This is a genomic window from Corynebacterium sp. (assembly GCF_012837295.1).
Classification (GTDB): Bacteria; Actinomycetota; Actinomycetes; order Mycobacteriales; family Mycobacteriaceae; genus Corynebacterium.
Window position 1 is genome coordinate 1 of sequence record NZ_DURI01000049.1, and the last position, 14,062, is coordinate 14,062.

At 70.9% G+C, this 14,062-nt stretch carries 9 protein-coding genes; 2 read left to right on the top strand and 7 right to left on the bottom strand.

Annotation, left to right across the window (positions count from 1 at the left end; genetic code table 11):
* From GX015_RS01640 to GX015_RS01650, 3 genes are all read right to left on the bottom strand, one after another.
* On the bottom strand, window positions 1-1,478 hold a 1,478-nt coding region (locus tag GX015_RS01640; protein WP_291342293.1), incomplete at its 3' end, for a 3-hydroxyacyl-CoA dehydrogenase NAD-binding domain-containing protein.
* A gap of 92 nt (window positions 1,479-1,570) precedes the next feature.
* The gene (locus GX015_RS01645) at window positions 1,571-2,806 is read right to left on the bottom strand and encodes an acetyl-CoA C-acetyltransferase (RefSeq protein ID WP_291342294.1); all 1,236 of its coding nucleotides are present in this window, start codon (window positions 2,804-2,806) and stop codon (window positions 1,571-1,573) included.
* Window positions 2,807-2,938: 132 nt separating this feature from the next.
* Window positions 2,939-3,808 carry a bifunctional 2-polyprenyl-6-hydroxyphenol methylase/3-demethylubiquinol 3-O-methyltransferase UbiG gene (locus tag GX015_RS01650; RefSeq protein WP_291342295.1) on the bottom strand — a complete coding sequence of 290 codons (870 nt, stop codon included), beginning with the start codon at window positions 3,806-3,808 and terminating at the stop codon, window positions 2,939-2,941.
* A 161-nt stretch (window positions 3,809-3,969) separates the two neighbouring features.
* On the opposite strand from GX015_RS01650, the gene GX015_RS01655 reads away from it, so the two are divergent.
* Window positions 3,970-5,133: a glycosyltransferase family 4 protein gene (locus GX015_RS01655; RefSeq protein ID WP_102213601.1), complete on the top strand. Its 1,164-nt coding sequence runs from the start codon at window positions 3,970-3,972 to the stop codon at window positions 5,131-5,133.
* 323 nt (window positions 5,134-5,456) lie between these two features.
* Here the strand turns inward: GX015_RS01655 and GX015_RS01660 are convergent, their stop codons facing one another.
* Complete coding sequence (locus GX015_RS01660) at window positions 5,457-7,256, bottom strand: hypothetical protein (RefSeq protein ID WP_291342298.1); 1,800 nt, start codon at window positions 7,254-7,256, stop codon at window positions 5,457-5,459.
* Window positions 7,257-7,528: 272 nt separating this feature from the next.
* The gene (locus GX015_RS01665) at window positions 7,529-8,680 is read right to left on the bottom strand and encodes a DUF3068 domain-containing protein (protein WP_291342300.1); all 1,152 of its coding nucleotides are present in this window, start codon (window positions 8,678-8,680) and stop codon (window positions 7,529-7,531) included.
* Between the two features lie 93 nt (window positions 8,681-8,773).
* Between GX015_RS01665 and GX015_RS01670 the strand changes: the two genes are divergently transcribed.
* Entirely contained in the window at window positions 8,774-10,054 is a 1,281-nt protein-coding gene (locus GX015_RS01670; protein WP_291342302.1) for an acyltransferase, read from the top strand.
* Here GX015_RS01670 and GX015_RS01675 read toward each other — a convergent pair.
* A complete protein-coding gene (locus GX015_RS01675) occupies window positions 9,964-13,632 on the bottom strand; it encodes a DUF3367 domain-containing protein (RefSeq protein WP_291342304.1) in 3,669 nt (1,222 codons plus the stop codon). The two genes, GX015_RS01670 and GX015_RS01675, sit on opposite strands and share 91 nt — an antisense overlap.
* A gap of 21 nt (window positions 13,633-13,653) precedes the next feature.
* A complete protein-coding gene (locus GX015_RS01680; protein ID WP_102213591.1) occupies window positions 13,654-13,848 on the bottom strand; it encodes a DUF2613 domain-containing protein in 195 nt (64 codons plus the stop codon).
* Window positions 13,849-14,062 lie beyond the last annotated feature (214 nt).

The following is a 14,062-nucleotide window of genomic DNA, read 5'->3' on the forward strand; positions in this document are numbered from 1 at the left end:
GCGGCCAGCGTCTTCGGGTCGGTCTCGTCGCCGGAGATGATCTCCAGCAGCTGCATCTTGTCCACCGGGGAGAAGAAGTGCAGGCCGATGAAGTCGCCCGTGCGCTCCACGTGGGAGGCGAGCTCGGTGATCGGCAGGGTCGAGGTGTTCGAGCCCAGGATCGCCGTCTTCGGCACCGCGGCCTCGATCTCGGCGTGGACCTTGTGCTTCAGGTCGGTGTTCTCGAAAACCGCCTCGATGACCAGGTCGACGTCCGACAGGTCGTCGTAGGACTCCGTCGGGGTGATGCGGCCGAGCAGCTGCGCCGACTTCTCCTCGGTGGTGCGGCCGCGCTCCAGCGCCTTGGCCTCGAGCTTCTCCGAGTAGTTCTTGCCGCGCTCGGCGTTCTCCAGCGACACGTCCTTGAGCACGACGTCCATGCCGGCCTTCGCGCAGACGTAGGCGATGCCCGCGCCCATCATGCCGGCGCCGACGACGCCGACCTTCTTGAACTCGGTCTTCGGGAACGGGGTGCCGTCCTCCTGCAGCGGGCGGGAGCCGCCGCCGTTGCAGTGGTTCAGGTCGAAGAAGAACGCCTGCATCATGTTCTTCGACTGCGAGCCGGTGACCAGCTCGGTGAAGTAGCGCGACTCGATGGTCAGCGCCGTGTCGACGTCGACCTGCGCGCCCTCGACCGCGGCCTGCATGGCGCGGCGCGGGGCCAGCATCGGCGAGCCCTTGAGCTGCTTGGTCAGGTTCGCCGGGAAGGACGGCAGGTTCGCCGCGAAGCGCGGGTTCTTCGGGTCGCCGCCCGGGATCTTGAAGCCCTTGACGTCCCACGGCTGCTCGGCGACGGCGTCGTCGGACAGCAGCCACGCGCGGGCGCGGTCGAGGAGCTCTTCGGGGGCGACGACCTCGTCGACCAGGCCGGTCTTGAGGGCCTTCTCCGGGTTCATCTGCGCACCGGTGAGGATGACCTTCATCAGCGCGTCCTGGATGCCGATCATGCGGACGACGCGGGTGATGCCGCCGCCGCCCGGCAGCAGGCCGAGCGTGACCTCGGGCAGGCCGATCTTCGAGCCGCGGGCGTCCGCGGCGACGCGGTGGTTCGCGGCCAGCGCGACCTCGAGGCCGCCGCCGAGCGCGGCGCCGTTGATCGCCGCGACGACGGGCACCGGCAGCTTCTCGATGCGGCGCAGCGACTCCTTCATGTGCTGCACCATGTCGTACATCGACTGCGCGTCCTCGGGCCCGACCTGCGACATCTGCTTGATGTCGCCGCCGGCGAAGAACGTCTTCTTGGCCGAGGCCAGGATGATGCCCTTGATCCCCGCGGCGTCCGGGCCGTCGGCAAGCTCCTGTTCGAGCTTTTCGACGGTCGCGCGGATGTCGTCCTGGAACGTCTGGTTCATGGTGTTGACGGGCGCATTCGGGTCGTCCATCGTCAGCGTGACGATGCCGTCGTCGGCGCGGTCCCATCGGAACATGTTGTCGGTCATGTGGTGATCTCCCTTGATCCCTGTGGTCCTGGAATTCCTGTGTTCTGCTTCTCGTGTTCCGCTTATCGCGAAACCGAAAAAGGGGACCGGGCCTAGACCCGCTCGATGATGGTGGCCACGCCCATGCCGCCGCCGATGCACAGCGAGATCAGCGCGTAGCGGCCGCCGGTGCGGTGCAGCTCGTCGATGGCCGCGCCGGTGATCATGGCGCCGGTGGCGCCCAGCGGGTGGCCCATGGCGATGGCGCCGCCGTTGACGTTGAGCTTCTCGTCCGGGATGCCCAGCTTCTGCTGCGCGTGGAGGACGACGGCGGCGAAGGCCTCGTTGATCTCCCAGACGTCGATGTCGTCGACGCCGAGGCCGGCCTTGCCCAGGACCTCGCGGACGGCGGGCTCGATGCCGGTGAGCATGATCGTCGGCTCGACGCCGTTGACGGCGGTGGCGACGATGCGGGCGCGCGGGGTCAGGCCCATGTCGGCGCCGGCCTTCTCGGTGCCGACCAGGGTCAGGGCCGCGCCGTCGACGATGCCCGAGGAGTTGCCCGGGTGGTGGAGGTGGTTGATCTGCTCGATCTGGGTGTACTTCTTCAGCGCGACGGCGTCGAAGCCGCCCATCTCGCCCATCTGGGCGAAGGAGGGGCGCAGGCCGCCGAGCGACTCGACGGTGGTGCCCGGGCGGACGGTCTCGTCGTGGTCGAGGATGGTCAGGCCGTTCTGGTCGACGACCGGGACGACGGAATCCTTGAAACGGCCCTCGTCCCACGCCTTCTTGGCGCGCTCGTGGGAGGTGACGGCGAGCTGGTCCAGCTGCTCGCGGGTGAAGCCGTCGAGGGAGGCGATGAGGTCGGCGGAGATGCCCTGGGGCACGAAGTCAGTGGCGAACGACGCCTGCGGGTCCATGGCCCACGCGCCGCCGTCGGACATCATGGGCACGCGCGACATCGACTCGACGCCGCCGGCGAGGACGAGCTCGTCCATGCCGGAGCGGACCTTGGCGGCGGCCATGTTGATGGCGGTCAGGCCGGAGGCGCAGAAACGGTTGATCTGGACGCCGCCGACGCGGTTGGGCAGGCCGGCCACCAGCGCGGCGGTGCGGGCGATGTCGGCGCCCTGGTCGCCGACGGGCGTGACGCAGCCGATGACCATGTCGTTGATGCGTTCTTCGTCGAGGCCGGGGTTGCGGCGGCGGATCTCCTCGACGAGTCCGACGAGCAGGTTGAGCGGGCGCACCTCGTGGAGGGAGCCGTCCTTCTTGCCCTTGCCTCGGGGGGTGCGGATGGCCTCGTAGATGAAGGCCTCGCCACCCGCGGGGATGATGGCATTGGTCATGGTGTGTCGTGTCCTCACATGTTGGCGAAGAGTGTCTCACGTCACTATAACGACATATCTGAAAATATCCACGGCTCTGACCAATTAACCGCGATTAACGCCGTTGCGGGTGCCCCCGTCGCCCCCACCGCGCTACTTCTTGCGCATCACCAGCACGAGGTTCGACACCGCCACCTCGCGCAGCACGGGCACCTTCGTCATCCACCACGCCCACCACGGGTGGTACCGGGGGAACGCGGCCAGCAGTTCCGCGTGGCCGGCCCGGTCCATCTCGCGGCCCCACGCCAGGCCCTCGGCGCAGCCGACCTCGAACAGGGACTCGCCGTAGTAGTTCTTGGGGCGCTTGCCGTGCTTCTTCTCGTACATGCGCCGGGCCCGGTCGCCGCCGAGATAGTGGGTCATGCCCATCTCGTGGCCGCCGAACGGCCCGTGCCACACGGTGTACGAGTAGACGACCAGCCCGCCGGGCGCCGTGACGCGCAGCATCTCGCGGCCCATGCGCCACGGCTCGGCGACGTGCTCGGCGACGTTCGACGAGTACGTCAGATCGAACGCCCCGTCGCGGAACGGCAGCTCCAGCCCCGAGCCGCGCACCGACGAATCGAGCCGGATCCCCGCCGCCGCCATCTCGCCGACGTCCGGCTCGCACGTGTAGTACTCCACGCCGCGCTGCTCGAACGCCTTCCCGAAGTACCCCGGCCCACCTCCGACGTCGAGGATCCGCGTCCCCGTCAGCGGAGAGGCCGTCCCGTTCCCGGCCTCTTCCTCGCTTGACGACGCCTCCGTGCCCCCATCGGCCGTCGTCAAGCCAGAGGACCCGGACCGGGGCACACCCGAACCGGCGGCGATGCCCTCCAAAAGGGCGACCGTGTCGGCGGCGAGGTGGCCGTAGAAACGGTCGGGATCCGTCTGCTCGTACTTGAAATCGTCGAGCAGCCCGAAGGAGCGGCGGAGGGTGCAATGGGAGCGCAATGCGGACAGCGCGGGCGGCGTGAAACTCACGCCCCCGACCCTATTCCACCGCCCGACCGTTCCGGGCCCGGCCGGGGAAATCGGCCCCGCACCGGGACTGCACCGGCGCGGCACCGGCCCGGCACCGGCCCGGGGCCGCGAAAACGGGGAACCCGGCATGCGCCGGAAGAGCGGGGATTATGGTTGCCCCCATGAAGGTTCTCCTGCTCTGCTGGCGCGACACCGGCCACCCCGAAGGCGGCGGCAGCGAGCGCTACCTCGAGCGGGTCGCCGAATACCTCGCGCGGGAGGGGCATCGCGTCGTGTTCCGCACCGCCGCCTACCCCGGCGCGCCGAAGAAGTCCGAGCGCGCCGGCGTGCGGTACTCCCGCGGCGGCGGCAACTTTTCCGTTTACGTCCGCGCGTGGTTCGCGATGCTCGCCGCCCGTGTGGGGCTCGGGCCGATCGCGCGGGCGCTCGGCGGGCGGCCCGACGTCGTCGTGGACACCCAGAACGGCATCCCCTTCTTCGCGTCCGTCGTCTCCGGTCGGCCGACGGTGGTGCTCACCCACCACTGCCACCGGGAGCAGTGGCCCGTCGCCGGCAAACTGGTCGGCCGGTTCGGCTGGTTCGTCGAATCGACGCTGGCCCCCGCCGTGCAGCGGGGCTGCCGGTACATCACCGTGTCGCGCCCCAGCGCCGATGACCTGCGGGGGCTCGGAGTCGACGGCGACCGGATCTCCATCATCCGCAACGGCGTCGACCCCGTGCCCGAGGTCGCCATCGGCGCCGAAGACACCGCCGCCTTCGACCCGTGCGCCGTCGACGGTGGCCCGCGCCTGGTCACCCTGTCGCGCCTGGTGCCGCACAAGCAGATCGAGCACGCCATCGACGCCGTCGCCGCCCTCAACCCCACGTACCCGGAGGCGGTGCTCGACGTCGTCGGCTCCGGCTGGTGGAGCGATGAGCTGCTGGCGTACGCCCGGGCGCAGGGCATCGAGGACCGCGTCGTGTTCCACGGGCAGGTGTCCGAGGAGGAGAAGCACCTCATCCTCGCCCGCGCCTGCGTCCACGTCATGCCGTCGCGCAAGGAGGGGTGGGGCCTCGCCGTCATCGAGGCCGCCCAGCACGGCGTGCCCACCGTCGGGTACCGGTCGTCGGCGGGGCTGCGCGATTCCGTCGTCGACGGCGTGACCGGCCTGCTCGCCGATACGCCGGTCGGGCTCGTCGAGGCCGTGAAGTCCATCGTCGCCGAGCCGGACCTGCGGTCCTTCCTCGGCGCGGAGGCCAAGACGCGGGCCGAAACGTTCAGCTGGGACGCCACCGCGCGCGCCGTGGAGCAGGTGCTTCACGACGTCGCCGACCGCCCCTCCTGACCCGCCCATCCTGACCCGCCGCCGCTCGCGGCCCCTCCTTTCCTGGTCCGGCCCATCCTGACCCGCCGCCGCTCGCGGCCCCTCCTTTCCTGGTCCCGCGTGGCCGGCTCGCCTTCTCTCGGGCACACCTCAAACCAGAAAGACGTACAGCGGACAGAAAGACGTGGTTGACCAAGCTTTCTGTTCACTGGACGTCTATCTGCGGGGCGGCGGCGCCGTCGAGGGTCACTGCCCGGCGTGAATGGTGCGGGTGGTGTGGGGGCGGCGAGCGGCGAGGAGGTACTACTTGGTGCGGGCGGGGCAGCGGCGCCGGGTCGGAGCTGCTACCCGGCGTGGGGCAGCTGCCGTGACCGGGGGAGGAGGCCTCGCGCCGGTCCGGCCAGCGCCATCGCCGCCCACGCCAGCAAGGCGATCCACGCTGGGGTGCGGTCGGCGCGCTCGACCTGGGCGATCGCGCCCGGCACCCGGTGCAGAGTCAGGTGGGCGTCGGAGTAGACCACCTCGAGATGTTCGAGCACGAGGGCGGAGTCGCCGAATTCGCCCGGCGAGTTCTCCGCCAGCACCCATCCGACGCCGTTGTCGCGCAGCGTGGCGATGGCGGCCTCGACTCCGCGGGCCTCACCGGGGGCGGGCGTGGTTCCTGGCGCGGCCTCATCGGCTCCGGGCGCGGTGGCGCGGAGTGGATCGAGCAATGCGTTCTCCACCGTCGCGGCCGTCGAACCCTCGCCGCCGACGTTGACCCCGGACACCACCAGGTCGCCGGTGGCGAGAACGGGGGCGGGCAGCGTTTTCACCGCCGGATCGTAGGTCGGGCGGCCGTCGATGATCCGGTACGGCCCCGCGGGCAACATCGCAACGGCGGAATCGTCCATGGCGACCAGCCCGGACACCGCGTTCCACCCCGGCCACGGGGCCACCGGCTGCAACGGCGCTACGGCACGTGGCAGGTCGGGGACGGCGGCGATGACGACCACGACCGCGAACATCGTGGCCAGCCAACGACGGACGTCGGGAAGCTGACGGGCGATGGTTTCGGCGCCGGCTGCCGCGAGAATCACGTACCCAGGCACCGCGAATGCGATCCACTTCTGGGCGTCGCGGGCCAACCCCGCCCCGGGCACCGTCTCCAGCGCCCACGCCATGAGCGAAATGCCCGGCGGAGTGGCCAGCGCCGCGACGACGAGAACGGATGCGACGGCCAGAACGATGAGACGGCGACGGTCCGATACGGACATCTCCCGCGAATGGGAAGAAGGCGGGTGCGAAGCGGGTGCCTCGGCCATGGCTCGTTGGGCCGTGATCCTTCCCGCACCACGCGAACCCCAGGCCATCTTCGCGCCGACGACGAACAGCGCCAGCAGCGCGACGACGGCCAACGCGGCGGGACCGGTTTCGCGGGCGTCGGGCACGGCCTGGGCATTCCAGATGCCGCCCAATCCCGCGACCGCGCCGAGGGTGCCGACCCATCTCTCCGCACGTGCCGCGAACGCCCCGGCACCTGCGGGATCGGCGACGCCCGCGCCCGAGCCCAACGCAGTGGCGACCAGCCACGGCAGCGACACGACGAGGCCGGTCACCACCGCGACGCCGCGATCCCTCCACGTCCGCGCGGCGACGAGCGCCACGCCGATGCCGAGCAACGCCCCAGTCGGCGTCAGCCCCGCGAACGCCATCGCGGTCGCCCGCCACCACGGGGCTGCCGCTATCGAGGCCAGCGCAATCGCCGGCAACAACGCCATGGCCAGCACCAGCGACCACTGCCCCTGCAACAGGCGCTCGACGACGTACGGGTTCCACAGCAGCATGGTCACCGCCGCGATCTGCCCGACGACGCCGGCGCCGAGCACCCGCCGCACCAACTCCGCCGCCGCGATGCCGCCGACGGCCAACGCCCCGAGCATGAGCAACCGCATGACCATGCCCGCATCGGTGAAACCGCCGGACAACGCCAACAGCACATCCTGCGGAGCCGCGCGCGCGGCCGACTCACCGAGGCCCCACGCCGCATCGGTCAACGCCGGATGCGGCGGGACCACCATGTCCCGCAGCATCGGCATCCCCGGAAACGCGAAAGGCCACAGCACTGCCGCGACGAGCACGAACGTCCAACCGACGACGATCAACTGGCCGGCTCGTTGGGCCTTCCCCACGGGCCGCGCCGCCGCACTCCCGGCGTGAGTCCCCGCGCTTCTCCGCGCAGCCGCATCCGTCGCCTTCCCCTCGGCTGTCCCCACGGCATCGTCCACGGCGACGAGTCTATAGGGGCGCCCGGACGGGCGGACCGGATGGCGGGGGCATGGGCGTCGCAAAGCAAAAAACACCCGCCCACCGGCGAAAACCGGTGGGCGGGCGGAAACCCGTGGAGAAACCGCGGCCCGGACGGGCCCGGTACCGACTAGGAGCGGCGGTGCATGCGGATGCCGAGCAGAACCAGGATCAGGCCGATGATGCCCAGGACCCACGGCACGATCGTGCCGGCGATGGTCAGCGCGGACTTGGAGTCCTGCGCCTTGGCCATCTGGTTCTTCTTGGTCTCCTCGCTCCACTGGCCGGAGAAGTCGAGCGCGGTGCGGTTGCGCTCCTCCGCCTCCTTGGCGCGGCCTTCCTCGGTGACCATTTCCTCCGCCTCGGCGTCATCGCGGGCGTAGAACTGGTAGATCTCCTCGGTGCCGTTGACGATCATGCCGGTGGTCGGCTCGACGCGGACGGTACGCGTGGTGGTGTAGTAGCGGTCCATCTCGACCTCTTCGTCGCCCTCGAGGCCCCACTTCTCGGCGGGGAACGCCAGGCGCAGGGACGCCAGGGTCGACTCGTCGGCCGTGGTCAGCTCGCGGCCATCGCGGGTGGCGTGGGCGAGGGTGTTCTCGTAGAGGTTCTGCGGGGGAACCGTCATGGAGTACTTGTAGACCGTCTCGCCGTCCTGCTCCTCTTCCTCGATGAAGTCGATCTCGAAGAGGTCCAGGCCGATGGTGTCGTAGTACGGGTACGACTTCTTCTCGGCGTCGAACGGGAACTGGTACTGGATGCCCGGGCGGGTGAACTGCACCGGCTCATCCGCGCCCTCCTGGCCCGGGGCGGCGGCCGAGATCGAGGAGATCGGCTCGTCGACGGGGAACGCGTTGGTGCGGTTGAGGGTGATGCGGTCGACCGTCGCGTTGATCAGGTTGCGCGGCTCGTCGCGGTCCTCGCGCAGGATGACCGTGCCGGCCTCGAGGGTGACGCGCTCCTCGTCGGAGGGCTCCTCGGTGCGGACGTGGCGGGACGACTTCAGCGGCACATCGGCGATGAAGCAGTGGATCGGCAGGTCGGGGTTCTCGCCCTCGGCCTCGCAGCGCGGGTCGTCCTCGCGGGTCTCGACCGCCTCGCCCGACGCCAGGGCGCCCGAATCGAGCAACGAGCCTTCGCGGACTTCGGTTACGGTCGTGCTGACCGTGTCCAGCGGAATGACCTTCAGCCGGGGCACGAGGAAGGTCGGCAGCAGCACCGCGATGACGATCAGCGCGGCACCGATGATGATCATCAGGTGGGAGATGGTTCTTTTAGCCATGAGCAGTGATTTCCCTTACGTCTTACGGGTTTCTCGTGCAAAACCTAGCAGGTTCCGAAACGAAGGTACGACAAAATCAAATATTATCCTGGAATGACCGTCCGACAGAATCAGGCCATGGCCCCCGACCAGGCGGAATCCGCTTTCTCCGGCCAGCCGGGGCCGGAATTCCGGCCCGCGTTCCGTCCGGGCTTCCTGCCCGCTCTGGAGGGGCTGCGAGCGGTGGCGTCGTTGGGGATCATCGGCACGCACGTGGCGTTTCAGACGGGCCATGACGTCGGCGCGATGTGGGAGCGCATGCTCGGCCGTTTCGACTTCTTCGTGGCGGTGTTCTTCACCCTGTCGGGTTTCCTGTTGTGGCGCAGCCATCGGGCCGGGCAGGGCGGCGTCGTGTGGCGCCGCCGCCGCGACGGGGGCACGTCCGGCGAGCGCGGTTCGACGGCGTCGGGCTGGGCGAAGTACTACCGCAAGCGCGCGGCGCGCATTCTGCCGGCGTATTGGGTGCTGGTGGTGCTGGTGCTCATCGCGTTGCCGGTGGGGCAGGGCGCGAATCTGCGCACGTGGCTGACGAATCTGACGTTGACGCAGGTGTTCTTCGCCGACTCGCTGCACGGCGGCCTGACGCACTTGTGGTCGTTGTCGGTGGAGGTGGCGTTCTACGTCACGCTGCCGCTGTTCGCCATCGCGTTGCGCTGGCTCGACCCGATGCGGCGGCAGGGCGCGCGCATTCTGGCGCTGCTGGGCCTGTCGGCGCTGAGCTTCGGCTGGGTGTGGCTGCCGCTGCCGTACCCGGACGGGGTCAATCCGCACATTCAGCCGGCGGCGTACTTCTCGTGGTTCGCGGCGGGCATGATCCTGGCGGAGGTCGAGTCGCTGGCGGGTTCGGAGTCGGCGCGGGCCCGCCGCATCCTGGAGCAGGCGAAGCGGTTCGCGCGGCTGCGCTGGCTGTGGATCGGCGTCGCGGTCGGCGCGCTGTGGCTGGCGGCGTTCATGGGCCCGGAGGGCCTGGTCGAGCTGTCGAATTGGGAGTTCCTGCGCCGCACGTGGTGCGGGCTGGTCTTCGGTGCGGCGATCATCGGCCCGTGGGCGCTGGCGCCGGAGTCGCGGGTCCTGACCACCCCGGTCATGCAGGCGCTGGGCCGCTGGTCCTACGGCATTTTCCTGTGGCACATGGCGATGCTGTCGGTGGCGTTCCCGCTGCTGGGGGTCAGCATTTTCGACGGGCACATCGTCCTGGTCTGGCTGGTCACCGTCGCGCTGACGATCCCGATGGCCGCCGCGTCCTACGCGCTGGTGGAGGAACCCGCGCGCCGCTGGTTGGGCAGGGTTTGGGCGAACGACGCGAGGACGACGGCGCCGGTCGCCGCCAGCTGAAGCGGCCAGTCGAAGCCGGCGTAGTCCGCGCCGGGCCATGCGTCGCGGGCCAGGAGGATGCCGGCGATTCCCGCGAGGATTGCGGTCGCCGCGATTGCTTGACGACGAATCGTCTCCGCCCCGAAGCGCCTCACCAGATTCACGCCGACGACCGCGAGGACGGCCGCCACGGCGGCGCCGGGGAGCCCGGCGACGAGCCACGCGACGACGAATCCCGCGATGGCCGTGGTGTTGCGGTGCAGATCCGGGGCAGTGGTGGGATCAACCGAGGCGATGTCGGCGGCTGCGGAGGCGAGGGCGGGATCGGTGGGGCGGGGGCGTCGCCAAGCAAAACCGATGACCACCGCGACCAGCGCGAACAACGCCGCCAACGCGCCGCCGGCGATGATGCCCGTGCGCCACGTCGCGGCGGCGGGGAAATCGATGGTGAACGTGCCCGACGCCCCCGCCGGGATCAGCCAACCCTGCTGCCAGCCGTTGACCGTGACGGGCTCGAGCTCGCGGCCGTCGAGGTCGGCGACCTGGCCGGGGTTGACGGAAACCGGGCGGTAGAGGATGCGGTCGGCGTCGGCCGCGGCGATGGTGCCGGAGCCGATGGCGGTGGCGGCGTCGGAGCCTGAATCGGCGTCGGGGGCCGCGAAGTCGGCGACGACCTCGGGGGCCTGCTGCTCGCGCGTCGGGGCGGCGTAGGCGTCGCCGGTCAGGGAGACCCAGCGGGCGTGGGAATCGAGTTCGTGCATGCCCGGCTCGAGGTCCACGGCGTCGCCGCAGGCCACGGGCTCGCCGTCGAGCTCGGTCCACGAGTCGCGCAGGCCCGTGCGGCACGTGGCGGAGTCGACGGTGACGGTGATCGGCGCGGGCACGGTGAAGGCGCGGCGCATGCGGTCCTCCGCGATCTCCTGGCCGAAGGCCCAGCGCTGCACCAGGGGCGAGGCGTCCGGGACGACGGGCAGGCGGATGGGCGTGGCATCCTCGCCGGCGGCGTTCTCCAGCTCGAGCTCGGCCAGCGCGAAACCGGCCGGGGCATTGGTGGCGGTGATGCGGATGGTGCGGGCGGCTTCGGCCTCTTCGGCGTCGGTCCCATTGCCGTCGCCGCCGTCGGCGCCGGAGCTCGACCCGCCGCGCGGCAGCGGCATGGACATCGGTTCGCCGGGGGTCAGCCACTTCGACGTCGACGCGCCGCCCGCGCGGATCTGCACCTGGGCGGGGACGACCGCGGCGGTCAGCGTCAGGCGGCCGCCTTCGAGGGCCTCGTCGGGCACGATTTCCACCCACTCGGCCTGGCCGCCCGTGCCCGCGCGCGGCTCCCACCACGTCGTGGGATCGCCGTCGACCAGTGCATTGATGGAGTGCTCGGGGCGGGCGCCGCCGACGTTGTAGGGCTCCGCGGCCGACGACGACGCCTCCAGCGAGCCCCGGCCCGTGGCGGTCTGCGTCTGGGCGATGCCGGCGACGGGGTAGTCGGGGACCTCGTTGGTCACGCCGGTGTCCTCGTCGGGGTCGAGGATGCCGGAGACGGCGCCGCGGACCTCGCCGTAGTTGCGGCCGCGGCGCGTCGGGGTGTCGGTGACGGTGCCGGCGGCCTCCCCGTGGAGCATGCGGACGGGGGCGTCGCGGTCGATCTCGTCGAGGCGGGGGAGCACTTCCGGCCCGCCGGAGACCAGCGGCACCGAGGAGGACTCGACCATCCGCGGGGCCAGCGCATCGGCGCCGCCGTCGACGGCCCAGATGGTCACGGCCGCGTCGGGCTTGCCGGAGACGGCACCCTTCAGCGCGTCCTTGCCGCCGTGGGCGAACTCGGCGACGCGGGTCAGGCCCGGCGACTCCTGCAGCGTGGCGCGCAGATCGCTCAGGCTGGTGCCGCGGTTGAAGGGGCGCAGATCGGAGCGCACCAGGACGTAGCCGATGCCCTGGTTGCGCAGCGTCGCCGCGAGGGAGTCCACGCTCTCACCGCGGCCCAGCTGATCCTGCACGCCATCGAGGCCGCGGATCGCCTCCGGCGGCACCAGCGGCACCGCGTCGCGGACGACCCACGGCACGTCGGTCAGCGGCTGCAGCGGTTCATCGCGGGTGAAGCCCCAGTCCATGTCGGCGAAGGGCACCGACGGGGCGACCAGCGTGCGGGCGCCGCCGGCGTTCGCGTTGAGCCAGTCGGCGGCCTCCGTCCAATGCGACGGCACCTCCTCGTAGGCGCCGGTCGGGGCCAGGCGCGCGCTCCACGCCGGGGCGGTGGCGCCGGCGACGACGACGAGCACGAGCATCGCCACCACGGCCGAGCGGTGCTTCTCCGGGTGGAGCCACTTCTCGCGCAGCAGTTGCTTTTCGGCCTGCTCCGCCTCGTCGGTCTTCGCGTCGGCGCCGCCGTCGGACCCCTGCCCCGATCCGGACTTCCGCCCCGACCCCGGCCACGGCAGCAGCGCCGTCGCGTGGGCCACGCCGAGCATCAGCGGCAGGCGCAGCGCCGGATCCATCTTGTGCAGGTTCCTCAACGGGGCGAGCGGGCCGTCGAGAAGCGAACGCCCCCATTCGCCCAGCGGCGCGAAAGGATCCGTCCACGCCGCCATCGCGGCGAGCCCGACCAGCGCCATGAGCATCCAGCCGCGGCGGCCGGGCATCGAGCCCATGGCCAGGCCGACCAGACCGATCGCCGCGACGGCCATGGTGGCCAGGATGAGGACCGGCTCCGAGACCAGCGCATTGCCGCCGACGCGCTCCAGCGACACGAACGGCGCCCACGACGTCGCGCCGCGCAGCGCCTCGCCGAGGTTGAGCCAGCGCGTGGTCACGCCGGAGGACTCGATGTAGTCGGTGAACGGCGGCGAGTACGAGCCGAGCATGAGCAGCGGCACGATCCACCACATGCTCACCGCCGCGCAGGCGCCGAGCCAGCCGGCGAACATGGCCCACGCGCGCTTGCGGCGCGGACCCGAGAACCCGGCGAAGACGAGCACCAGCGCGGCGGGCACGCAGGCCGCGGCGGTGCCGACGGCGTTGACCGCGCCCGTGCACAGCACCGCCAGGCCGGACAGCAGGACGGCGCGGGCGGCGAACTTCCAGCCGACCGCGTCGGGCCGCCGGGCCACCGCCAGCAGCGGCAGCAGGATCCACGGCGCCAGCGCCACCGGCCATGCCTCCGACGAGATCGCGCCGAGGGTGGTCAGGATGCGCGGCGACAGCGCGTACAGCAGCGCGGCCAGAATCCGCGAGGGCCGGGTGCCGATGCCCGCGACCTCCGCCACCCGGTAAAAACCCGTGAACGCCAGGCACAACAGCAGCGACCACCACAGCCCCTGCGTCAGCCAATTCGCCCAGATCGCGTCGGGCAGCAGGTCGAACAGCGCGAAGAACGCGCCCTGCGGGAACAGGTACCCGTAGGCCTGGTTCTGCAGCTGGCCCAGCGGCATGACCTCGGACCACATGCTCAGAGACCGTTCGAGGAAGCCGGCCGGGTCCGCCGTCAGGTCATGTTTCGTGTCCGCGACCGTGCGGCCGGGGGCCTGGACGAAGGCCAGCAGACACAGCAATGCCCACCATCCGACCAAGGCGCGCGTGGGCGTGCGTTGATCGGTGGTGGGCATGGCGGGACGGTGGGCGTGCGACTAGCGCTCGCCGTACTCGACCCCGCCCATCAGGGCCTCGTCCGCGGAGACGGCCTGCGCCTCGGGGATCTCCGACTCCTGCGTGACCTGCGCGACGCCGAAGATGAGGGCACCGCCGAGGAGGGCGCCGACCAGGGCGCTGGCCAGGGCCGGGCCCAACGTGCGGCGCTGCTCCGACTCGGTCTCGTAGGGCATGTTTCACTCCTCGAATTAATGTTCCTGGGGAATGGACGCAACTGTAGACCATCCCGGGGGTCACGGGGAAGTTTCGGGGAAATCGGGGGAAGTTCCGGTTCGCCCCAGGTGGGGGAGCCTTCGTTGCCCGTTCGTTACCGGCCCGGGGGCTTTGCGACGGGCCGGCGTCCCCGTCATTCCGCGTGCGTCACTTCGGCGGCGGGACGATGAGCAC

Bases quoted from the DNA above. Each gene is read 5' to 3' on its own strand.
- GX015_RS01645 (WP_291342294.1), bottom strand. From the start codon at position 2,806: ATGACCAATGCCATCATCCCCGCGGGTGGCGAGGCCTTCATCTACGAG.
- GX015_RS01655 (WP_102213601.1), top strand. From the start codon at position 3,970: ATGAAGGTTCTCCTGCTCTGCTGGCGCGACACCGGCCACCCCGAAGGC.
- GX015_RS01665 (WP_291342300.1), bottom strand. From the start codon at position 8,680: ATGGCTAAAAGAACCATCTCCCACCTGATGATCATCATCGGTGCCGCG.
- GX015_RS01670 (WP_291342302.1), top strand. From the start codon at position 8,774: ATGACCGTCCGACAGAATCAGGCCATGGCCCCCGACCAGGCGGAATCC.
- GX015_RS01675 (WP_291342304.1), bottom strand. From the start codon at position 13,632: ATGCCCACCACCGATCAACGCACGCCCACGCGCGCCTTGGTCGGATGG.
- GX015_RS01680 (WP_102213591.1), bottom strand. From the start codon at position 13,848: ATGCCCTACGAGACCGAGTCGGAGCAGCGCCGCACGTTGGGCCCGGCC.